This window comes from Pseudomonas sp. NFR16 (genome assembly GCF_900108875.1).
In the GTDB taxonomy this organism is placed as follows: Bacteria; Pseudomonadota; Gammaproteobacteria; order Pseudomonadales; family Pseudomonadaceae; genus Aquipseudomonas.
Window position 1 is genome coordinate 1,173,491 of sequence record NZ_FNYJ01000001.1, and the last position, 22,644, is coordinate 1,196,134.

Here is a 22,644-nt window from a genome sequence, read left to right on the forward strand (position 1 = left end):
CTTTTTCGCGCAAAAGAAATCAGAATTCCCGCCGATAAAGGTAGGAAGCAAGGACACAGTCGGGTAGGCAACGTCTCTGCTTGAACCTTACGAAGTTGAATCCCGCCATTTGCGAGGTGAGCAATGGGCACAGTATTACCGGCAAACGCACCACAAACTCTGTACGTCACTGTTCGTCGTGACGAGCTGCGCCAGCTCAAGGAAGAACGCGATCAGCTGCAGAAGAAAGTCACCCAATTGACCATGATGCTGCAGCACGCTCAGCTGGTCAGCAGCGGCACCGCCCTGCAAGCCTGACTTCTCCTGCCTCGTTCATCCTGAGGCAAGCCCGATCCGCTGGCTTGCCGACGTATACCCCGTCCAGCATTGCCCTCTGCGTCGCCCGAATCTTCGAACATTTGTCGGACCAGACACACTCTGTAACGTTCCCGCGCCTTGCACAATCTCTCACCTGAGCTACTCGACACCCTTCTGACACACCACCGACATAATTTTCACGTCCGTCGCACCATAATCGCGCCACGGTAAAACAGTTGATGGCACTTCGCCGCCATCAGCCGATGCGACGCGGCACCTTGCCGCTCGAGATCCACAGCTGGAGCGTCACATGACAACGATGCACCGGAGCGCCGCTGCTCCGAAAGGTTTTGACTGGACTGGCCTGATCTGGCTGTTCGTATTCTTCTGGTATTTCTCGGGTATCACGCAGCTCCTTATTCAGCTGACCGGCATCACAGGCTTCGCGGGCTTTCGCCAGGCATTCGTACTCAGCGCGATCTGGCTGGCGCCGATGCTGGTGTTCCCTAGACAGACCCGCGTGATGGCCGCCGTCATCGGCGTGATCCTCTGGGCCTGCTCGATGGCCAGCCTGGGCTACTTCTTCATCTATCAGCAAGAGTTCTCGCAGAGCGTCATCTTCATCATGTTCGAGTCGAACATCTCTGAAGCGGGCGAATACATGACGCAGTACTTTGCGTGGTGGATCGTCCTGGCGTTCATCGCCCACACCGCGTTCGCGATCTTCCTGTGGACCCGCCTGCGCCCGGTGTACATGCCCCGTGGCCGCGCATGGGTCGTGGCGACCGCGTTGCTGGTCGCAATCGTCGGCTACCCGCTGGCCAAACAGATGTCACGCCATGAGACGACGGCCGAAGGCCTCGAGGCGTTCGAATCACGCGTCGAGCCCGCGGTGCCGTGGCAGATGATCGTCGCCTATCACCGCTACACCCAACAGCTGGACAGCATGCAAGACATGCTCACCAGCAGCAGCAACATCGCGCCGCTGAAGAATCTTAAAGATCAACAGGCCGGGCTGCCGACCACGCTGGTGCTGGTCATCGGCGAGTCGACCAACCGTGGGCGCATGCATCTGTATGGCTATCCGCGCCAGACCACGCCCAACCTGGACGCCATGAAAGATCAGTTGCAAGTGTTCGACAACGTCATCACGCCGCGTCCTTACACCATTGAGGCCCTGCAACAGGTGCTGACGTTCGCTGACGAGGAAAACCCCGATCTGTACCTGAAGACACCCTCGATCGTCAGCGTCATGAAGCAGGCGGGTTACAAGACGTTCTGGATCACCAATCAGCAGACGATGACCAAGCGCAACACCATGCTCACGACCTTCTCCGAGCAGGCTGACGAGCAGGTCTACCTGAACAACAACCGCAATCAGAATGCGCGTCAGTATGACGGCGACGTGCTTGAGCCCTTCGCCAAGGCGCTGGGCGATGCCGCGCCGCGCAAGCTGATCGTCGTTCACCTGCTAGGCACGCACATGGCCTATCAGTACCGTTATCCGCAGTCGTTCGAGAAATTCACCGGCCGTGATGGCGTCCCTGCGGCCATCGATGACAGCAAGCTTGAGCTGTACAACAGTTACGACAACGCGGTGCTGTACAACGACTTCGTGATTTCGAGCCTGATCAAGGAATACGGCAAGGCTGACCCCAATGGCTTCCTGCTGTACCTGTCCGATCATGGCGAGGACGTGTTCGATTCGGCGGGGCACGACACATTGGGACGCAACGAGAAGAAGCCGACGATTCCCATGTACACCGTGCCGTTCATTGCCTATGCATCACCGAAGTGGCGTGAAACCCACGACTGGAATTTCGACAGCATTCACAGCCGTCCTTATTCCAGCTCCAACCTGATCCACACCTGGGCGCAACTGGCCGGTTTGAGCTTTGACGAGCTGGACACCACCAAGAGCCTGGTCAGCCTGGACTTCAAGGCCCGTCCGAGGCTGATCGGCGACCCGTATGCGCAAAAAGGGTTGAGCGACTTCGCAATCATGGAGAAAGTGGCGCGCCAACCCGAGGTTCCACCGCAAGTGGCGGCGCAGTAAGCGCGTTTGAGTTGAACGAAAAAAGGCCTGCAGCGCGCAGGCCTTTTTTGTTTTTCCGGTTCGCCGCGGTTTACTGCTGGCGCAGCAGCACCTTGGTAACGCGACGCTCCCGGACTTCCAGCACCTCAATTCTCCAGCCCGCCCACTGCAGCTGATCGCCCGTTACAGGCAGCCGGTCAAGCAGGCTCATGACCAGACCGGCGAGTGTTTGATAGTCCTCGGTCGGGCGCGCCTTGAAGCCGATCCGCTCGCGCAGGTGATCCAGGTTCATCGCCGCATTGACCACCACGCCTCCACCCTCTTCACTCAGGTCCGGACCTTCGATCTCACTGGCATCAGGCAACTCGCCGGCAATCGATTCAAGAATATCGGTCATGGTCAGGATCCCGGCAAAATCGCCGAACTCGTTGATCACGAAAGCGATGTGCGTCGACTGTGTACGCATCTGCTCCAGTGCATTGAGGATCGAAAAGCTTTCCAGCAGGTTCAGGCTCGGCCTTGCCAGGTGCTCCAGGTTCGGCTCCGTCCCGGACAGCAACGCGTTGAGCATTTCCTTTTTATGCACGAAACCCAGCGGCTCCTCCACCCGCCCGCCCCGGATCAGCGGCAGCCGCGAGTAAGAGGAACTCAGCAGTCGTCGCCGGATGGCCTGCGGATCATCATCCAGATCGAGCATGTCGACATCGTTGCGCACGGTCATGGCGCTGCGAATCGGCCGCTGCGCCAGCTGCAACACGCCACTGATCATCACGCGCTCACGACGGTCGAAGACCACCTCTCCGCTATCGTCATCGAGCATGTCGGCGATCTCCTCGCCCACCTCTTCAGCATTCGGCCTGCGCCCACCCAGCAGACGAAGCACCGCATGGGCCATGCGCTCACGACGTGGCAGATCGCCTTTGAGGCTGCGTTTGCGGCGCGACCGGGCCACCTGATTGAAGACCTCGATAAGGATCGAAAATCCGATGGCGGCGTACAGGTAGCCTTTGGGGATATGAAAGCCCAGGCCATCGGCGGTCAGGCTGAAGCCGATCATCATCAGAAAACCCAGGCAGAGCATGATGACGGTCGGGTGGGCGTTGACGAACGCCGTGAGCGGTTTGCTGGCGATGATCATGATGCCGATCGAAAAAATCACCGCGATCATCATCACGGCCAGTTCGTCGACCATCCCCACCGCCGTGATCACGGCGTCCAGCGAGAACACCGCATCGAGCACCACGATCTGCGCCACGATCGGCCAGAACAGCGCGTAGGTCGTGCTGCCGGAGTGCTGCGCCACATGCCCTTCCAGACGCTCGTGCAGTTCCATCGTCGCTTTGAACAGCAGGAAGACGCCGCCGAACAGCATGATCAGGTCGCGCCCAGAAAACGACTTGCCGAAGATCTCGAACAACGGTTCGGTGAGGGTCACCATCCACGAGATACTCGCCAGCAACCCGAGGCGCATGATCAGCGCCAGGGACAGGCCAAGCACCCGCGCGCGGTCACGCTGCTCGGGAGGCAATTTGTCGGCGAGAATCGCGATGAAGACGAGGTTGTCGATGCCCAGCACCAGCTCGAGCACGATCAGGGTCAAAAGGCCAAGCCAGGCGGTAGGGTCCGCAATCCATTCCATGGTCAGTTGCTCCTGCGCAGCAGGACAGAACCGGACGACGCAAACCCCGAGACACGCGAAGACAGGTCGAGGCCGGGTTCGCCCGGCACGGGCACGATGAGATCAGGTGCAAGATGATCGGGGAGACGCGGGCGGGATTGGCAACCGGGAGGTTCCAGTGAAAGCGGCATATGAATCCTGAAATGAATACGGGAGCCGATCCTACCTTGCGCGCCGAAACGCCTTACAGGACAGAACTGTTACAAATGTTTTGAACGACTGTTGCCCCAACAACACCTGGACGAGGCGCATGCCGTAGCGGGACGAGCGCTCGGGCCGCCCGGTACAGAAGTGTCCGGGCGACGCGCTGACTCAGAGGGATTTCTGCCAGAACAGCGCCCGACCCATCTGCGGATCAAGCTGATAATCGGAGAAACCCAGCTTGCGGTAAGCGCCCTTGGCGGCCTCGTTCCCTTCCAGCACTTCCAGGGTGATCTTGCAGCAACCGCGCTGACGGGCGATCTCCTCCACCTTGCCGAGCATCTTCTGACTGATGCCCTGCCCGCGAGCGGACGCGATGACCACCACGTCGTGAACGTTGACCAAAGGCCGGCAGGCAAAGGTGGAGAAGCCCTCGAAACAGTTGACCAGCCCCACCGGCTCACCGGCGATGAACGCCAGCACGCTGAACGCATGAGGACGCTTGGCCAGTTCGATAGCCAGCTGCTGACGGGTATCCAGCGGCAGCGACTCACCGCCGCCCATGGCGTCTTCGGCATATTGGTTGAGCAGGAAACCGATCGCTTCGGCGTGGACCGGATTGCTATAGCTGGCTTGCAGTACCAGAACCTCGGGGGCTTGCATTGACTTCCTCTACCGCTGAAAGGTGACCAGGCGGCCAGTGCATTGACCGGGGACCGCCACGTGGCAGCGATTCTAACGCGGTGCGCACCAAAATATCCCGATACAGAAGTAGGAAATATCTTTATACGCACGAGAAAAGATCGATCACGCACCGAGAAAAGGCGACACCTGCACGTTTACGCGTTCGGATGATCCAAAAAGTCCCGAAACACCGGGAACGAGATACGCACCATTTTGATTGTCGAACAATCCGACCAGCGGTCGCCAGCAGTGGGAACCTGTATTTAAGGCGTCACGACAGCGCAATGCATGGCGAGGAGGATGATGTAGCGTAGCGGAAACTTTCCTACAAAAGACTGCCACCCCGCATGCCAGACATTTCCCTGAAAAAAAGTCGAAACTTCTACAACACGGCTGGGTCATGTGATTAGAGCGCCTATGCTATCGGTTCAAGCCCGAGAAGAGGCCGCTTTCACCCTGTCCTTTATATGCAGTCGGTAAATGGGTATCGATTTTGCGTAGGTCTTGTGTGCCTGGCCATAGGATATGGCCGATTACAACCCAATTGCTGTACCAACACTGCGTATCGAATGGGAGAAAACGATGATTAGTGCCGCTGTCAAAACCCAGAAGGGAGAGAGTTTTAATCAGCCGGCCAGCGAGCTGACCCATCTGCCGGTCTTCGCAACGACGAGCGCACCTGTGCTGCAACTGCCCCCGGTTCAACCGGGAATGTCGATGGTGAACAGAAAGAAGATTCTGTTCGTGACTTCGGAAATGGCCGACCTGGTGAAAACCGGCGGTCTGGGCGATGTTTCTGCCGCACTGCCGCGCGCCATGCGCCACCTGCACGATGTACGCGTGCTGATTCCCGGCTATCCACAGGTCATCAATAGCGGTAACCCGATTCACATCATCAGCGAACTCAGCGGCCATGCCGCCCTGCCGCCGTGCAAGATCGGCCGCATGGACATGAAAGATGGACTGGTGATTTATGTGCTGATCTGCCCTGAACTGTATGAACGCGACGGCACCCCTTATGGCGACAATCAGGGTCGCGACTGGTCCGATAACCACATCCGCTTTGCCCGACTGGGTCTGGCAGCTGCAGATTTCGCCGCAGGCGCGGTTAAAACGCAGTGGTGCCCGGAGCTGGTTCACGCCCATGACTGGCCTGCAGGCCTGGCGCCGGCGTACATGAAATGGCGCGGCCAGACCACGCCGTCGATCTTTACCATCCACAATCTGGCCTACCAGGGTTTCGTCAGCACGGCGTCGAGCCGCGAGCTGGGGATTCCGGATGAAGCGCTCGGCCCGGACGGAATGGAATTCTACGGCCGCCTGTCGTTCATCAAGGCCGGCATGGCGTACGCCAGCCACATCACCACCGTGAGCGCCACCTATGCCAAGGAAATCACAACACCGGACTTTGGTTGCGGTCTGGAAGGCTTCCTGCAAAGCAAGGCTGAAAAAGGCCAGTTGAGCGGGATCCCGAACGGCATCGACGAAAGCTGGGACGCCGCGACCGACGACCACCTGGTCTGCCGTTTTGCGCCAAATGAATGGACGCGCAAAGAAATCAACGCCGATCACGTTCGCGAGCTGTTCGAGCTGGAACCGTCGAGCGGACCGCTGTTTGCGGTAGTGTCGCGTCTGGTCTATCAGAAAGGCCTGGATCTGACCATCGGCGTCGCCGAATACATCGTCAACAACGGCGGGCAGATCGCGATCATCGGTCGCGGCGAGCCAGAAGAAGAAGACGCGATGCGTGCGCTGGCAGCCCGTTTCCCCGGCCAGATCAGTGTGCGCGTGGGCTTCAACGAAACCGATGCACGCCGCATGTTCGCCGGCAGTGACTTCCTGCTGATGCCTTCGCGCTACGAGCCGTGCGGCCTGAGCCAGATGTACGCCCAGCGGTTCGGCTCCCTGCCGATCGCACGCCGCACCGGCGGTCTGGCCGACACCATCGAAGATGGCTGCACGGGCTTTCTGTTTGATGAGTCTACCGTTGAAAGTTATACCGAAGCCTTGACCCGTGCGTTCAGAGTCTTCGCCAACCCGCTGCTGCTGAACGCCATGCGTTGCCGCGCAATGGCTGCCCCGTTTGACTGGCATAAAGCTGTCGAACCTTACGCCGACCTGTATCAGGATCTTCTTAAGAAAAACGTGGGTGCTGCGCTGCATTATTGATTGATGAACTGAAAAGGGGTAACGGATGCCTTTGCGCACGGATGAGAACTGGCGCCACGGCGCCGTCTTGCTGGATTCCGACCGCACCCGGTTCGCCCTATGGGCACCGGATGCCAGTGACGTGAGTGTCGAGAAAGAGGACGGGTCTGCACAGACCCTCCTTCCGCAGGAAAACGGCTGGTTCGTCCTGGAAACACAGGCCCCGGCTGGCACGCGATATCGCTACATCATCGACAACGACTTGCACGTACCTGACCCGGCCTCCCGGGCTCAGGTCAGCGACGTGCATGGCTACAGCGTGGTTGTCGATCCCGACGCCTTCGAGTGGAAGCACGCCGACTGGTGCGGACGGCCTTGGCATGAGGCGGTCATCTATGAACTGCACACCGGTGCGCTGGGCGGTTTTGCCGCCGTCGAACGGCATCTGCAGCATCTGGTCGATACAGGCATCACAGCCATCGAGTTGATGCCCATCGGCCAGTTTCCCGGCGATCGCAACTGGGGCTACGACGGCGTGTTACCGTACGCGCCACAATCCTCCTACGGTACGCCAGAAGAACTCAAGCACCTGATCGACACTGCCCACGGGCTGGGTCTGATGGTCATCCTCGATGTGGTCTACAACCACTTCGGACCGGATGGCAATTACCTGGGCAGCTACGCCAAGCACTTCTTCCGCAGCGACAAGAAGACGCCCTGGGGGGACGCCATTGACTTCCGCCAGCGCGAAGTGCGGGACTTCTTCATCGACAACAGCCTGATGTGGTTGATGGAATATCGCTTCGACGGCCTGCGCTTTGACGCAGTCCATGCCATCGAAGACCCCAACTTCCTTGAAGAGCTTGCCGAGCGCGTGCACCAGCAGGTGCCCTCGCAGCGGCAGATCTGGCTGATGCTGGAGAATGAGTTCAACGAAGCCCGGCGCATGAAACAGGGCTACGACGCGCAGTGGAACGACGACGGCCACAACACGCTGCACGTCTTACTTACAGGCGAAACCGACGCGTACTACACCGATTTTGCCCAGCAGCCAACGCATAAACTGGCGCGCCTGCTCAGTGAAGGCTTTGTCTACCAGGGCGAGGCCACTCGCCATGGTCATGCCCGTGGCGAGCCCAGCGCAGACCTGCCGCCCAGTGCGTTCGTGCTGTTCCTGCAGAATCACGACCAGATCGGCAACCGTGCGCTGGGCGAACGCCTGGTGCAACTGGCACCGGCCCCCGCCCTGCGTGCCGCCACCGCCCTCTTGCTGCTGTCGCCGATGATTCCCCTGATGTTCATGGGTGATGAGTGGGCCGCCAGCGAACCGTTCCTGTTTTTCACCGATTTCCATGACGAACTCGCTGACGCGGTGCGCGAAGGACGTCGCGGCGAATTCGCCGATTTCGCCGCGTTTGCCGATCCGCAGCAACGCGAACGTATTCCGGATCCGAACGCGCTGGCAACCTTCGAAGCCTCCAAGCCCGGCTTCGATGCGCTCTATCTGGAAACCGACAAAGGTCAGGATCATCGCAACTGGCTCGCGCTTTATAAAGAATTGCTCAAGACCCGTCGTGAGGAAATCTTTCCGCGTCTGGAAGGTGCCGAGGCGCTGGGCGCTGACGTTCTGGCGGAAAAAGCGGTCAGCGCACGCTGGCGGATGGGCGATGATACCGAGCTGCGCATTGATCTGAACCTCAGTGAGCACCCGGTAGAGATCGAGCCCTACCACGCACAACGCGTGCTGCACGAGTCCCATCCAAAATCGGCAGAACTTTCCCAACGCGGCAGCCTCAATCCATACACGGCCGTTGTCAGCCTGATATCGCGTGACGTTGTGGAGGAACAGGATGAGCAATGAGCAACTGGAGATGCTGGCGGCCGAGGCAGGATTGTCGGTCGACTGGAAGGATGCCAACGCACGACCGCAGAGGGTCAGCCCCGAAGTGTTACGCAAGGTCCTCGACGGACTGGGTTACCCCGCTGAAGACGATGCGCAGATTGCCTCGAGCCTGAAGCGACTGCAAGATCAGAGCCTGTCCGCCACACCGCCGCCGCTGCTGACGGTCGATCAAGGCCGCAACCTGGACCTGTCGGCCTGGTTCAAACCGGAAACGCCCTTTGTGCTGGACTTGGAAGACCACTCGCGCCTGGAATCCAGGCTCACCGCTAAAGCGGAGCTGCCAGGTCTCGCCACTGTCGGCTATCAGCAACTGGCCATCGACGGCCAGCACCTGACCATCGCGGTGGCGCCCAAGACCTGCTACAGCATGGCAATGGCTGAAGACGTCAGCATCGCCCGCGACTGGGGTCTGACCGTTCAGCTGTACTACCTGCGCCGCGAAGGCGATGGCGGGTTTGGCGACACCCAGGCGCTGGAGGCTTTCGCACGCTCGGCAGGCGAACGTGGCGCCGCCGCGATCGCTATCAGCCCGGTGCACGCGATGTTCGCCAGCGACCCGAGTCGTTACAGCCCCTACTCACCTTCAAGCCGGCTGTTCCTCAATGCGCTGTACGCGGCGCCCGGCGCGATTCTCGGTGAAAGGGCCGTGCGCACGGCAATCGAGGAAACCGGTCTTGCCGACGAGCTCAAGCGCCTTGAATCGCTGCCACTGGTCGACTGGCCGGCTGCCGCGGCAGCCAAGTGGATTCTTTACCGCTCCCTCTACGCCTCGTTCATTGCCAGCGAGCATCCGCTGCACGAAGATTTCAAGAGTTTCCGCCATGCCGGCGGCGAAGCGCTGGAGAATCATTGTCGCTTCGAGGCGCTGCGTGACGAGTGCGAAAAACTGGGCATCAGCGACAACTGGCATGAATGGCCGGACGCGTTCAAAAACCCGCGCAGCGAGGCAATCGACCAATTTGCCGCCGAACATGGCGAGCAGATCGGCTTTCACGCCTTCGCCCAATGGCTGATCGCCCGAGGCCTGGAACGCGCGCAAACCGCCGCGCGCTCGAGCGGCATGAAAATCGGGCTGATCGGCGATCTGGCAGTCGGTGCCGATGGCGCAGGCAGCCAGGCCTGGAGCCGTCAGGATGAGCTGCTGTCCGCCCTTACCGTCGGCGCGCCGCCGGATATCCTCAACCGCTCCGGCCAAAGCTGGGGCATTTCGGCGTTCTCACCCACGGGCCTGAAACGCAACGGCTTTCGTGCATTCATCGAAATGCTGCGGGCCAATTTCGCCCATGCCGGTGGGCTGCGCATCGACCACGTGATGGGCCTGCAACGGTTGTGGGTAGTGCCCCTGGGCTCGCCGCCAAGCGACGGCGCTTACCTCAACTATCCGCTGGACGACATGCTGCGCCTGCTGTGCCTGGAATCCTGGCGTCACAAGGCCGTGGTCCTCGGCGAAGACCTGGGCACCGTTCCCGAAGGTCTGCACGACAAACTGTCGGAGCGGGAAATTCTCGGCATGCGCGTGCTGTTGTTCGAACAGGACAACGCTCAATTCAAACCGATCATCAAATGGTCGAACGACGCACTGGCGACCACCAGTACACATGATTTGCCGACGCTGACCGGCTGGCTCAGCGAGCTGGACATTGAATGGAATAAAACCTTGGGCCACATCGACGCAAACACCGAACAAGACTGGCGAGCTGCCCGCGAGCGCGAACGCCAGGGCCTGCGTACTGCCCTGCGGCAGAATTACGGCATGCACGACAACAGCGACAGCGACCTCATCGACGGCAGCATCCGCTACCTGGGCCACACGCGCGCGCCGCTGGTGCTGCTGCCGATCGAAGATGCGCTGGGCATCGAGGAACAAGCCAACCTGCCAGGGACCATCGACAGCCACCCCAACTGGCGTCGGCGCTTGCCGGGAGACAGCGCGGCGCTGCTCGATCATCCCGACGCTGCGCGACGCCTGGAAATCCTCGCGGCGGCACGTCAGCAGGCCCGGGAGCGTGACCAATGAGCGTTCTCAAGCCTCTGCGCGCGACGCAGCGCCTGCAATTCCACAAGGATTTCACCCTCGACGATGCCACCCGACTGGTGCCGTATTTCGCAAGGCTGGGGATCAGCCATATCTACGCTTCGCCGCTGCTTAAAGCGCGGGCGGGTTCCATGCACGGTTACGACGTCGTCGATCCACGGGTGATCAATCCCGAATTGGGCGGCGAGCCGGCCCTGCGCCGACTGGTAGCGGCCCTTCGCGAACATGGCATGGGCCTGATTCTGGACATCGTTTCCAACCACATGGCTGTCGGCGGCGCTGACAACCCTTGGTGGCTGGACTTGCTGGAATGGGGCCGCCGTAGTCCCTACGCGAAATTTTTCGACATCCAGTGGAATTCCCCCGATCCGCTGCTCAAAGGCCAGCTGCTGCTGCCGTTCCTGAGCACCGACTATGGCACCGTGTTGCAGAACGGCGATGTCGCACTGCGACTCGACGCCGAGCATGGGAGCTTCCACGCCGAGCACTATCAGCATCATTTCCCGATCAATCCCGGTTCGTACGGGCCGCTGCTGAAGGCCGCGAAGCGTCCTGAGCTGGAGCCACTGGCCGAGCGTTTTACGCAGCTCGACTCGCAGGCCGACGCCTACGACCAGGCGTTGAGCCTGAAAGCCGAACTGGCTGGACTGATCAAGGCCAATCCGGACCTGACGCCTGCCATCGAGGCCGGATTCTCTCAGTTCGATGGACGTCAGCCAGAAGGCTTCGAGCGGCTTCACCGTCTGCTCGAACAACAGGATTATCGCTTGGCGAGCTGGCGTACGGCAGGCGACGATATCAACTGGCGCAGGTTCTTCGACATCAACGAACTGGGCGGCCTCAAGGTCGAACGTTCGCAGGTCTTCGAAGCCACCCACGGCAAGATTTTCGAGCTGATCTCCGAAGGGCTGGTGGACGGTCTGCGCATCGACCATATCGACGGTCTGGCCGACCCGCGTGGCTATTGCCGCAAGCTGCGGCGTCGGGTCGACAGCCTGCTGAAGCTGCGCCCGGCCGGAACCGAGCTGAGCCACCTGCCGATCTTCGTCGAAAAGATTCTCGGCCCAGACGAGCCGCTGCGTCAGGACTGGAACGTGGACGGCACCACCGGTTACGAGTTCATGAACCAGGTGTCGTTGCTGCAACACGATCCTCGTGGCGAAGCGGTGCTGGGCGAGCTGTGGAGCCGGATCAGCGGTCGAACCGCCGACTTCAATGCCGAAGTGCTGGAAGCCCGGGATCTGGTCCTGCACGGCACGCTGGCCGGGGACTTCGAAAACCTGGCACAAGCGCTGCTGCAAGTGGCACGCAGCGACGTCATGAGCCGCGACCTGACACTGGGTGCGATTCGTCGCGCGCTGCTCGCGCTGGTGAGTAACTTCCCGGTCTATCGCACCTACATCACGGCTTGCGGACGTTCCGACGAGGACGAGCGCTTCTTCCAGCAAGCCATGAGCGGTGCCCGCGAGTTGCTCGGCGAAGGCGACTGGCCGGTGCTCGATTACCTGCAGCGCTGGCTCGGCGGAGAACGCCTGCGCGACTACCCGAGCGGCCCCCTTCGCGAGATGCGTCGCAAGGCCTGCAATCGCTTCCAGCAGTTGACTTCGCCAGTTGCCGCCAAGTCGGTGGAAGACACCTCGTTCTATCGCTCGGCGGTACTGCTTTCGCGTAACGATGTGGGCTTCCATCCGCAACATTTCAGTGCACCGGTGCAGGCTTTCCATCAGGTGTGCATCGATCGCAGTGCAACCTTTCCAGGCAACCTGCTGACCACGGCGACCCACGACCACAAGCGCGGCGAAGACACCCGCGCGCGCCTGGCGGTGATCAGCGAGCACGCGCCGTGGTACGCCGAACAGGTCGAGCGCTGGCAGCAACTGTCCGCACCGCTCAAGGGGGGCGAGATTCATATCAGCCCTGGCGACGAATTGATGCTTTACCAAGCGATTCTGGGCAGCTGGCCGCTGGGACTCGAGCGCGACAGTGCGTTTGAAGAGTATGCAAAACGACTCACCCAATGGCAGGAAAAAGCCCTGCGCGAAGCCAAGTTGCAGAGCAGCTGGAGCGCCCCGAACGAGGCGTACGAGACGGCGTGTCGCGAGTTCTTGCAGCAGCTGTTGCTGAGCCCGGAAGGGTTGGCGTTGCGTCAGTCGATCGGTGCCACGGCCAATCGAATTGCTCCGGCGGGTGCGCTGAACAGTCTGGCGCAAACTTTGCTGCGAATGACGGCGCCCGGTGTGCCTGATCTGTATCAGGGTACCGAATTCTGGGACTTCAGCCTGGTGGATCCGGACAACCGTCGTCCGGTGGATTATTCCGCTCGCGAACGCGCGCTGAGCCAATCCACATCCCTCACCGAGTTGCTTGCCCAGTGGCAGGACGGCCGGATCAAGCAGGCGCTGATTGCCCAAGTGCTCATGCTGCGCAATCAGCATTCCTCACTGTTCAGTGAAGGCCGATATCAACCGCTTGAAGTGGTCGGCGAACAAGCTGCCCACGTGGTCGCATTCGCCCGGGAAACGGCGGATGAGCGAGCTATTGTTGTGGTTCCACGTTTGCCGGCTGAACTAATGGGCACCGCGCAAACTCCATTCATCAACGCAGCAAATTGGGGCGATACACGAATACTCCTGCCGTTCACTGATTCACATCCGGATTGGAAGGGACTTTTCTCACAAGCTACAGTCACATCCAGCAAGGAAATGTTGCTCAGTGCAGCGCTCAAGGAAATTTCTGTAAACCTGCTTATTCAAACCTTGTAATACCGGGAGTGTCGAGATGAGTGCCGACGAGAAAAGAATCAAAGAGCTTGCCCATCAGATCTGGGAAACCGAAGGCAAGCCGCATGGGCATGATGCCCGTCACTGGGAAATGGCCCGTAAACTGGCCGAAGCCGAAGCCAAGTCGCCGAAGAAGCCTGGGGCTGAAAAAGCGACCAAGGCCAAAGCCGCCAGCAAGCCTGCAGCAGCAAAACCGGCCGCCGCTAAAACGGCCGCCAAGTCTGCCGAAAAGCCGGCTGAAAAACCGGCTGAAAAACCGGCTGCCAAAGCGGCTGAAAAACCTGCCGCCAAGCCAGCAGCCAAATCCGCTGCCAAGCCTGCGGCAAAACCGGCTGCCAAGGCACCTGCCAAACCGGCAGAGCCCAAGGCCGCTGCAAACGGCGCGGCACCCGCGGCCAAGCCTGCAAAACCTTCAACCAAGAAAGCGCCGGCAGCCAAACCTCCGACGCCTTGAACCTTGCCTTCGGCAAGGCTTCCAACAGATGACATCTACCGCAGGGATCGCCTGAAAACGATCGCTTGAAACCTGCGGTAAACCACCCCCTGTATTGCGTAATGGCGCAGTCCCAGCCTGCGACAAAGGCTTCGTTCGCCCTCGGGAAATCATTCGAAACGTCAGGAATCAACATGAGCAAGCAAGAAAAGAGCAGCACCAACCAGAATGAATCCAGCACGGCCAGCAGCCCTGAAGTCACTGCATCGCGCATTCGTGAGGGCTTGCCCTTCCCGCTCGGTGCCAACTGGGACGGCCTTGGGGTCAACTTTGCAATCTTCTCCGCCAATGCCACCAAAGTCGAACTGTGCCTGTTCGATTCCACCGGCGAGCACGAACTGGAACGCATCGAGCTGCCCGAATATACCGACGAGATTTTTCACGGCTACCTGCCCGACGCTCATCCAGGCCTGATCTATGGCTACCGGGTCTATGGTCCGTATGACCCGAAAAACGGTCATCGCTTCAACCACAACAAACTGTTGATCGACCCCTACGCCAAACAACTCGTAGGCGAGTTGAAATGGTCCGAAGCCCTGTTCGGCTACACCATCGGTCACCCCGATGACGACCTGAGTTTCGACGAGCGCGACAGCGCGCCTTTCGTGCCCAAGTGCAAAGTCATCGACCCGGCGTACACCTGGGGCCGTGACCAGCGGGTCAATGTGCCTTGGGAAAAGACCATTTTCTATGAGACCCATACCCGCGGTTTCACCATGCGCCACCCGTCGGTGCCGGATGAGCTCAAAGGCACGTTCTCTGGCTTGATGGTTGACGATGTGATCCAGCACATCAAAGGTCTGGGCGTATCCTCGGTCGAGCTGCTGCCGATCCATGCGTTCGTCAACGACCAGCACCTGCTGCAAAAGGGCATGACCAACTACTGGGGTTACAACACCATCGCCTTCTTCGCACCGGACCCTCGTTTCCTCGCCCACGGCAAGATCGCCGAGTTCAAGGAAATGGTCGCGCACATGCACCATGCAGGCCTCGAAGTGATTCTCGACGTGGTCTACAACCACACCGCCGAAGGCAACGAGCGCGGCCCTACCCTGTCCATGCGCGGCATCGACAACGCCTCGTACTACCGCCTGATGCCGGACGACAAGCGCTTCTACATCAACGATTCGGGTACCGGCAACACCCTGGACTTGAGCCACCCGTGCGTGCTGCAGATGGTCACCGACTCCCTGCGCTACTGGGCGAGCGAGATGCATGTCGACGGTTTCCGCTTCGACCTGGCGACGATCCTCGGCCGTTATCACGATGGCTTCGATGAACGTCACAGCTTCCTGGTGGCCTGCCGTCAGGACCCGGTGCTGCGTCAGGTCAAGCTGATTGCCGAGCCTTGGGACTGCGGCCCCGGTGGCTACCAGGTCGGGCACTTCGCGCCGGGCTGGGCAGAATGGAACGACAAGTTCCGCGACACCGTGCGGGCGTTCTGGAAAGGCGACGAAGGCCAACTGGCAGACCTCGCCAGCCGACTGACCGCCTCAGGCAACATGTTCAACCAGCGCGGCCGCAGGCCTTATGCGTCGGTCAACTTCGTCACCGCCCACGATGGCTTTACCCTGCACGACCTGGTGTCGTACAACGACAAGCACAACGAAGCCAATGACGAGAACAACCAGGACGGCAGCAACGATAACCGCTCCTGGAACCATGGCGTCGAAGGCCCGACCGACGACCCGGAAATCAATGCGCTGCGCCTGCGCCAGATGCGCAACTTCTTCGCCACGCTGCTGTTTTCCCAAGGCACGCCGATGATCGTTGCCGGTGATGAATTTGCCCGCACTCAAAACGGCAACAACAATGCCTATTGCCAAGACAGCGAAATCGGCTGGGTCAACTGGGACTGGGATGAGGACGGCAAAGCGCTGCATGACTTCGTACAGAAGCTGATCAAGGTACGGATGAAATACCCGATCCTGCGCCGCGGCCGCTTCCTGGTCGGCGAATACAACGAAGAGTTGGGGGTCAAGGACGTCAGCTGGCTATCGCCGAGCGGAGATGAGATGACCATCGAGCAGTGGGAAGACCCTAACGGCCGCTGCCTGGGCATGCTCATTGATGGCCGTGCGCAGGAAACCGGGATCCGTCGCCGCGGGGCTGATGCGACCATGCTGATGATGGTCAACTCACACCACGAAGGGGTGAATTTCAAGCTGCCGGAAGTGCCGGAAGGCGTTAACTGGACTTGCCTGATCGACACCAACCAACCTGACGCAAGAGGCAAGGAGAAATTCGAGTTCGGCTCGGAATACACCGTCACTCCGCGCTCGCTGCTGCTGTTCGAGCTTCAGAAAGAAGACCAGGCTTAACCCTCTGATCGGGCCCGCAGACGCTTCCCGCGTCTGCGGGCCTTTTCATGTGAGCACACCCGTGCGCGCATCGCTCCGGTCTCGCCGGTCGCGATCCACCTTACAAATTCCCTCACCCTGCCTCACGCGATCTGGCGCTCACAGCAACGCCGACAGTCTCACGTCCGCGGCCAGCACCCGATGCAGCTGGCCGTCGCCGGCGAATATTGGCACTGACACCGTGATGCAGAAATCGTCCGTCGCCGAAGAGCGGTACACCGGCGTGATGTAGCTGCCCAGTTGCTTGGCCACCTCGCGGAACCATGGTCGCTGAGCCCAGTTGCGGCCCTTGCAACTGGCGGCTTTCGGATCAATGTCCAGTCCGACGTTTTCGCTGATCTGCACGCCGTTTCTGTCGACCATGTAGAACAGCTCGAAACGCTGATCGCGCTGCAGAATCTCGCCCATGAATCGCTCGGCCGCGCCCGGATCCCCCTGCATCGCCGCCTCGCTGGCCAGCTTTTCGACATTGGCCTGAATCGCCTTGTGCATCTGCAGCCGGAAGCCGCCCAGCCCGTTCAGCAGATGGTCGCCGCTGTTGCGCACCGCGTCGCTGTGGGTCAGCACCTGACCGGCATTGCCGAGCAGTTCAGCGGCCACACCGGCGATGTTCTGCACATCGCGGTTGATGGCGTGCACGGCGATACCGATGTGTTCAGTGCCGGAGGCGATGTGGCCGACGCGCTGATCGAGTTGGTCCATCGCCGCCTGAGTACTGCGCAGGTCGTCACCCATGCGCGTCACGCCTTGGCGACCGTCGGCGACCGCCGCGTGCATGATGCGCCCGGCACTGCCAAGCTGGTCCATGTCGGCGCGAAAGCGTTCGATGATCTGGCTTACGCGGGCCGTGGATTCGGTGGTATGCCCCGCCAGACGCCGCACCTCGTCAGCGACGACGGCGAACCCGCGGCCGTGTTCGCCCGCCCGTGCCGCCTCGATCGCGGCGTTCAGGGCCAGCAGGTTGGTCTGCTGGGAAATGCTGGCGATCACGCCGAGCACCTGGCTGACCTCTTCGAGCTGTCCGAACAGCTGACCGATGACTTCTTCGAGCTTCTGCTCGCTGGTACCGATGGCGTCCACTTGCCTCAATACTTGCTCGCCCGTCTGCTGACACTGGCGCAAGGTCAGCGTGACCTCGCTGGACAATTTGGCCACCTGCGCGGCGCCGGGCACCAGTTCGGTGTCCAGCGAAGTACTCACCTGCTCGCTGGCACTGGCGATCAACTCGGACGCCTGGGCGAGGGTCTGACCACTCTGCTCGGTCGCTCGCGCGATGCGCGCAAGCTCCGGCGCGTGCGCGGCGATGTCCACCGACGCGGCCAGGCTCTTTGCCAGACGCTGATGCAAAGTGGCAGTGAAGCCGTTCAGGCGCGTGCTCAGGGGCATGTGTCCGGACAGCCTCACGGTCAGGTCAAGGTCGTCGAACAGCAGGTTAAGGGCATCGTCGTCATGAGCCCGGCGTTTGTTGGCGCGCAGTGAAAACATTCAGCATCCCTCCGTATGTGCCGAGGCCACTGCAAGCACAATGCCATCATCATGCGCCTCGCCATGAACTTGGAGCAGTGCGGATCAGCCCTTGGTAAGCCGGAGGAAGCCCGCGAGACAGGGCAGATCGGCGGGGATCGGGCATTGAGAAGAAATGCCCGATTTCAAGCGAGTGCGCCCTCGCCATAGGTCGTTTTGGTGCGTACAGGAAGCTCCACGCGACCCGGCGGTTTATTCCGCGAGTAACTGCGCGTAGCGGTGCAGATCGATGTTGCCGCCACTGATGATCACACCCACCCGTTGTCCTTTCAGTTGCGACGCCATGGCCCGCGCAGCGGCAAACCCCAGGCAGCCGGTGGGTTCGACCACCATCTTCATGCGCTCGGCGAAAAACCGCATGGCCTGGATCAGTTGCCCGTCACTGGCGGTGAGGATGTCGTCAACGTCGCGCTTGATGATGGCGAAGGTGTAATTGCCCAGGTATTGCGTCTGGGCGCCGTCGGCGATGGTTTTCGGTGTGTCGATCTTGACGATGGTGCCAGCGCGCAAGGACTGCTGACCATCATTGCCGGCTTCGGGTTCGACCCCATAAAGCCTGCACCCGGGCGCCAGCGCGCGCGTCGCCAGGGCCGATCCGCTGAGCAGTCCACCGCCGCCCAGGCAAACGAAAAGCGCGTCGAGTGCGCCCACCTCTTCGAATAACTCCTTGGCCGCAGTGGCTTGGCCAGCGAGGATGTCAGGGTGATCGTAGGGTGGAATCAGCGTCAGCCCTTGCCGCTCCGCGAGTTCGCGGCCAATGGCTTCGCGGTCTTCGGTATAGCGGTCGTAGCTGATGATGGTTGCGCCGTACTCCCTGGTCGCGGCCACCTTCGCCGCCGGTGCGTCGTGGGGCATGACGATGGTCGCCGGTATGCCCAGCAGCCGGGCCGACAACGCGATGCCTTGCGCATGATTGCCAGAGGAGAACGCAACGACGCCATGTTTGCGCTGCGTGGCGTCGAAGGCCGAGAGCGCGTTGAACGCCCCGCGGAACTTGAACGCCCCCATGCGCTGAAAGTTTTCGCATTTGAAGAAGACCTCGGCGCCCCATTCGCGATTCACCGTACGAGACGTCAGGACCGGCGTTTTATGCGCCTGTCCCTCGATACGTCGAGCGGCGATAAGCACATCTTCATAGGTCGGCAGCACCAGCGTTTGCATATTCACCCTCCAGATTGAGTCCGTGTCTGATTCTGGCATATCGGGGAAGCCAGTGGATGGGTCGCGACCCAACCTGGAACCCCGTGGTGATGACGTCGCTGCGACGTCCAATGACAGGTTTGAGGGTGCCCGCAGGTTCATTTGCAGACCAGTGGGTCAGCAAGAGCTCTAGCCATTTGTCCCGCCTGATTTTTTTCGGGATTACACCGGCGCATGCCGGCAAGGCCCCGTAAACATTGACCTTGTAGTCACGATCGGACCTTCGTGTTCAAAAACTACAAATTTTGTAGTGCGGTAAATATTTCACTACAAAACGGTTGACGAAGTGAATTTGCAACTGCATAGTTCAAGCGTCTCCCCGATCGGGAGAGCTGGCAAAAGTATCCCGGGCTCGTTCGACACAGCCGTCGAACATCCTCTGGATGTGTGCTGCCCACAAGGCGGATTGATGAAGCGGAACCCGCAGGATCGACCCTCCAGGGCCGGGTGCTGGCGAAACATCCTCATGACACTTGTGGTCGACCACGTCGCCCGTGTCCTCATGATGTCCGCCATTCCTCTTCCTGGTCTTGACCTCTGCGTTTCAGCCCCCATCGACAGCACATCCAAACGGCCCGGCACCGGCTCTGTGTACCGACGGACCTTGTTTGTCAGCGTGAGTAAAAGGACTGCGAATCGACCGAGGATTCGCCATTACGTTTGAACTAACCAGATAGATTGACGAGTGGTCAAAAAGGGGTATCCAACAATGAATCTGAACAATCAACCTACCATTGATCAATTGGCTCGACTGTTCGCGGCGCGTAAGGACTCCCTTGATAGCCATATTCTCTGGGTCTGTGAGAAAGGTGATGTCCATATGGACGGCCTGGGTGCCTGTACCGAAGAGCAAGAGTTCGCCGAGCAGCATCCGCACATGCGTGCACGGCTGAAGATGTACCGCAAGGGCCATGGTTATGTCGGCAAGAAGGCAGCGGCCGACAAGCAGTTCCTGGGGCAAGTGCTGGAAACGCTGAGCGCCGAGTGGGGCGCAGCGCAGAAACAGCCGGACGTCCGCGTCATCGACAAGCTCTGCTGACCGACAGTGCCGCGGGGTCCGTTTTGCGGATCGCCCGCGGCGCTCTTGCGCAGGGCCGCATCATCGCCTGCGGCCACCCTTACCAACGCCCTCCCATCCTGCCGCATTCAATCGCCTTGAACTCGTCGTCCTCTCGCCCCTTCCAATGCATGCAGGCCACCTATGGGGCCTTTGCATCAATCCACGGAACATAAAAACGCGCAATGCGTAAGAAGGTGCCGCAATGGATCTGGATCAGTTGGGTAAGCACATCAAGGCGGGCGAGGTTGAAGAACTGGACCTCATTTCCGTTGAAGGGGGGTCATACGTCATCCACGCCCGCATGAAGGGCACGTCTCATGCCATCAGCAGCTCCAAGGGCGGCGTCCTGCATGTGGCGTCGGTCGAGGAAGCGCGCAAGTGCCTGACGGCCGTTCCGGAAGTGCCGCTGTTCATCGTGCATCCGGTGGTCTACGACGAGATGGTGGGCCATGCCGCGACCGACCGCTACGTTTCCCGCGAGCCGATACCGTTTCGCTCCAGCCTCTGAGGCCGGTGGTGGACAGGCGCGATGCGGCAGGATCGCGCCCAGTCTTCAGAAAGCGAGTTTGTAACCGATCGCGATCAACATCGCCGCCAGGCACGGACGCAGCACGGCGTCGGGCACACGCCCGGCAAGGTGGCTGCCCATGTAAATGCCCGGCAGTGACCCCATCAGCAGGAAACCCAGCATCGACCAGTTCATGTTGCCCATGCTCGCGTGGCCCAATCCCGCGATCAGGGTGAGTGGTACCGCGTGGGCAATTTCGGTGCCGACCAGGCGTCGGGTGTCGAGAAACGGGTACAAGATGAACAACGCCACCGTGCCCAGCGCGCCGGCACCAATGGACGTCAGCGCCACCATCACACCAAGGATCACCCCCGTCAGCACGGTCAAGCCGTTCAGGCTGCGGGCACTCAGGCGGTAGTGGTCGCCCGCATGCCGCTGAGCAAAGGCCAGCAGACGCTTCTTGAAAAAAATCGCCAGCGCCGTCAGCAGTAATACGACGCCGAGCGCTTGTTTGATCACCGAGTTCATTGAGTCAGGAGCGGTGTGCAACGTACTGAGAAACCAGAGCGTCAGCCCCGCTGCAGGCACGCTGCCCAAGGTGAGCCAGCCCGTGATGCCCCAGTCGATGTTGTCATTCTTTTTGTGGACCAGCACCCCGCCGCTTTTGGTGATCGCCGCGTACAGCAAGTCCGTGCCGACAGCGGTCGCCGGATTGATGCCGAACCACAGCAGAATCGGCGTCATCAGCGACCCGCCGCCGACACCTGTCATGCCTACGATGAAGCCGACCACCAAGCCTGCGACGACGAAACCTACATTGCCAAAATCCATTGTTCTGCCTGACCAACGCACACGCGAAAAAACTGGCGGGCAGAATAGCTATTTTTCGTCTAAGGACCTTGTGTTTTCTTCTAAAAACCTAGATCGAAACGATCTATGGTTATAACCGAAGGTCAACCAAGCGCAGGATTTCAGCGCTTGGACGCGTTGCTGACCCTAACGCCTGGCGACCACGAACAGACGAGGAAACGGCAGCAGTACCGTCCCGTCAGCCAGCGCCGGGTAGGCCTGACTGACCGCCTGCAGGTACGTCTCGAGGAATGCGCTCTGCTCGTCCTCATCCAGCCGTTGCAGGTAAGGTCGCAGCGCCGACCCCTTGAACCACTCCACCACCGCCTGATGCCCGCCGGCAAGCGGATGATGATAAGTCGTGCGCCAGACATCGACCTCTGCGCAGTGAGGCCGCAACCATTCATAGTAAGCGCGTGCCGGATGACGGTCGGGATGCCTGACGCTGCCGATCTTGTCCGTCCACGGGCCGCTGCTGGCGATCTCACGCGCCAGGCGATGAGCCGGTTCTTCCAGATTGTCGGGAGTTTGCACCGCCAGCGTACCGCCCGGACTCAGCAGGCTGACCAGCCGTGGATAAAGCTCGGCATGATCCGGCACCCACTGCAGCGAGGCATTGGCCAGGATCACATCGAAATGCTGATCGGGTTTCCACGTGGCGATGTCGGCCAGTTCGAAGCTCAATTGCGGCAGGCGCTGGCGTGCCTCCCTGAGCATGTCGTCGGAGCTGTCGACGCCACGGATGGTCGCGTTTGCAAAGCGTTCGGCCAGCACTTGCGTGGAGTTACCCGGTCCACAGCCCAGGTCGACGGCGACGTTGACTTCGGTGGTGGGAATGGCTGCGATCAGGTCACGGACCGGACGCGTGCGCTGCTGTTCGAACATTGAATACTGCCTGGCGGACCAGCTCATCGGGCATTCCTTCTCTGACTGTGAGGGGAGCGACATC

The 22,644-nt window shown here is 60.4% G+C and carries 16 protein-coding genes and 1 pseudogene; 10 read left to right on the plus strand and 7 right to left on the minus strand.

The window, feature by feature from the left end:
- Positions 1-123 precede the first annotated feature (123 nt).
- On the plus strand, positions 124-297 hold the full coding sequence (locus BMZ10_RS05260) for a DUF6026 family protein (protein WP_093458959.1): 174 nt from the start codon (positions 124-126) through the stop codon (positions 295-297).
- Between the two features lie 310 nt (positions 298-607).
- Positions 608-2,353 (plus strand): phosphoethanolamine transferase CptA, encoded by a 1,746-nt coding sequence (locus tag BMZ10_RS05265; protein WP_093458960.1) that lies wholly within the window; start codon positions 608-610, stop codon positions 2,351-2,353.
- Positions 2,354-2,423: 70 nt separating this feature from the next.
- Here the strand turns inward: BMZ10_RS05265 and BMZ10_RS05270 are convergent, their stop codons facing one another.
- Positions 2,424-3,971 (minus strand): TerC family protein, encoded by a 1,548-nt coding sequence (locus BMZ10_RS05270; protein WP_093458961.1) that lies wholly within the window; start codon positions 3,969-3,971, stop codon positions 2,424-2,426.
- Positions 3,972-4,322: 351 nt separating this feature from the next.
- Positions 4,323-4,814: a GNAT family N-acetyltransferase gene (locus tag BMZ10_RS05275; RefSeq protein WP_093458962.1), complete on the minus strand. Its 492-nt coding sequence runs from the start codon at positions 4,812-4,814 to the stop codon at positions 4,323-4,325.
- Positions 4,815-5,417: 603 nt separating this feature from the next.
- Here BMZ10_RS05275 and glgA point away from each other — a divergent pair.
- The 6 genes from glgA to glgX all read left to right on the plus strand — a co-directional run bounded on the left by glgA (position 5,418) and on the right by glgX (position 16,515).
- On the plus strand, positions 5,418-7,004 hold the full coding sequence (glgA, locus tag BMZ10_RS05280) for a glycogen synthase GlgA (RefSeq protein WP_093460046.1): 1,587 nt from the start codon (positions 5,418-5,420) through the stop codon (positions 7,002-7,004).
- 25 nt (positions 7,005-7,029) lie between these two features.
- A complete protein-coding gene (treZ, locus tag BMZ10_RS05285; protein ID WP_093458963.1) occupies positions 7,030-8,844 on the plus strand; it encodes a malto-oligosyltrehalose trehalohydrolase in 1,815 nt (604 codons plus the stop codon).
- Positions 8,834-10,903, plus strand: a complete 2,070-nt coding sequence (gene malQ, locus BMZ10_RS05290) for a 4-alpha-glucanotransferase (RefSeq protein WP_093458964.1) — start codon at positions 8,834-8,836, stop codon at positions 10,901-10,903. The genes treZ and malQ overlap by 11 nt, the downstream gene beginning before the upstream one ends.
- The gene (locus BMZ10_RS05295) at positions 10,900-13,683 is read left to right on the plus strand and encodes a malto-oligosyltrehalose synthase (protein WP_093458965.1); all 2,784 of its coding nucleotides are present in this window, start codon (positions 10,900-10,902) and stop codon (positions 13,681-13,683) included. The genes malQ and BMZ10_RS05295 overlap by 4 nt, the downstream gene beginning before the upstream one ends.
- A gap of 16 nt (positions 13,684-13,699) precedes the next feature.
- Complete coding sequence (locus BMZ10_RS05300; RefSeq protein WP_093458966.1) at positions 13,700-14,155, plus strand: DUF2934 domain-containing protein; 456 nt, start codon at positions 13,700-13,702, stop codon at positions 14,153-14,155.
- Positions 14,156-14,328: 173 nt separating this feature from the next.
- Positions 14,329-16,515: a glycogen debranching protein GlgX gene (gene glgX / locus BMZ10_RS05305; protein ID WP_093458967.1), complete on the plus strand. Its 2,187-nt coding sequence runs from the start codon at positions 14,329-14,331 to the stop codon at positions 16,513-16,515.
- 138 nt (positions 16,516-16,653) lie between these two features.
- Here glgX and BMZ10_RS28195 read toward each other — a convergent pair whose 3' ends face one another.
- The 3 genes and pseudogenes from BMZ10_RS28195 to BMZ10_RS05315 all read right to left on the minus strand — a co-directional run bounded on the left by BMZ10_RS28195 (position 16,654) and on the right by BMZ10_RS05315 (position 19,239).
- Complete coding sequence (locus tag BMZ10_RS28195) at positions 16,654-17,046, minus strand: PDC sensor domain-containing protein (RefSeq protein WP_371265945.1); 393 nt, start codon at positions 17,044-17,046, stop codon at positions 16,654-16,656.
- Positions 17,047-17,211: 165 nt separating this feature from the next.
- Positions 17,212-18,039: pseudogene (locus BMZ10_RS28200) on the minus strand (methyl-accepting chemotaxis protein); the annotation flags it as partial.
- A gap of 231 nt (positions 18,040-18,270) precedes the next feature.
- Entirely contained in the window at positions 18,271-19,239 is a 969-nt protein-coding gene (locus BMZ10_RS05315; RefSeq protein WP_093458969.1) for a threo-3-hydroxy-L-aspartate ammonia-lyase, read from the minus strand.
- Between the two features lie 748 nt (positions 19,240-19,987).
- Between BMZ10_RS05315 and BMZ10_RS05320 the strand changes: the two genes are divergently transcribed.
- Both BMZ10_RS05320 and BMZ10_RS05325 read left to right on the plus strand, forming a co-directional pair.
- Positions 19,988-20,317: a hypothetical protein gene (locus tag BMZ10_RS05320; RefSeq protein ID WP_093458970.1), complete on the plus strand. Its 330-nt coding sequence runs from the start codon at positions 19,988-19,990 to the stop codon at positions 20,315-20,317.
- A 223-nt stretch (positions 20,318-20,540) separates the two neighbouring features.
- Positions 20,541-20,846 carry a DUF6482 family protein gene (locus BMZ10_RS05325; RefSeq protein ID WP_093458971.1) on the plus strand — a complete coding sequence of 102 codons (306 nt, stop codon included), beginning with the start codon at positions 20,541-20,543 and terminating at the stop codon, positions 20,844-20,846.
- A 45-nt stretch (positions 20,847-20,891) separates the two neighbouring features.
- Here BMZ10_RS05325 and BMZ10_RS05330 read toward each other — a convergent pair whose 3' ends face one another.
- Together BMZ10_RS05330 and tam are read right to left on the minus strand one after the other, a co-directional pair.
- Positions 20,892-21,677 carry a sulfite exporter TauE/SafE family protein gene (locus BMZ10_RS05330; RefSeq protein WP_093458972.1) on the minus strand — a complete coding sequence of 262 codons (786 nt, stop codon included), beginning with the start codon at positions 21,675-21,677 and terminating at the stop codon, positions 20,892-20,894.
- Positions 21,678-21,842: 165 nt separating this feature from the next.
- The gene (gene tam / locus BMZ10_RS05335; protein ID WP_093458973.1) at positions 21,843-22,607 is read right to left on the minus strand and encodes a trans-aconitate 2-methyltransferase; all 765 of its coding nucleotides are present in this window, start codon (positions 22,605-22,607) and stop codon (positions 21,843-21,845) included.
- Positions 22,608-22,644 lie beyond the last annotated feature (37 nt).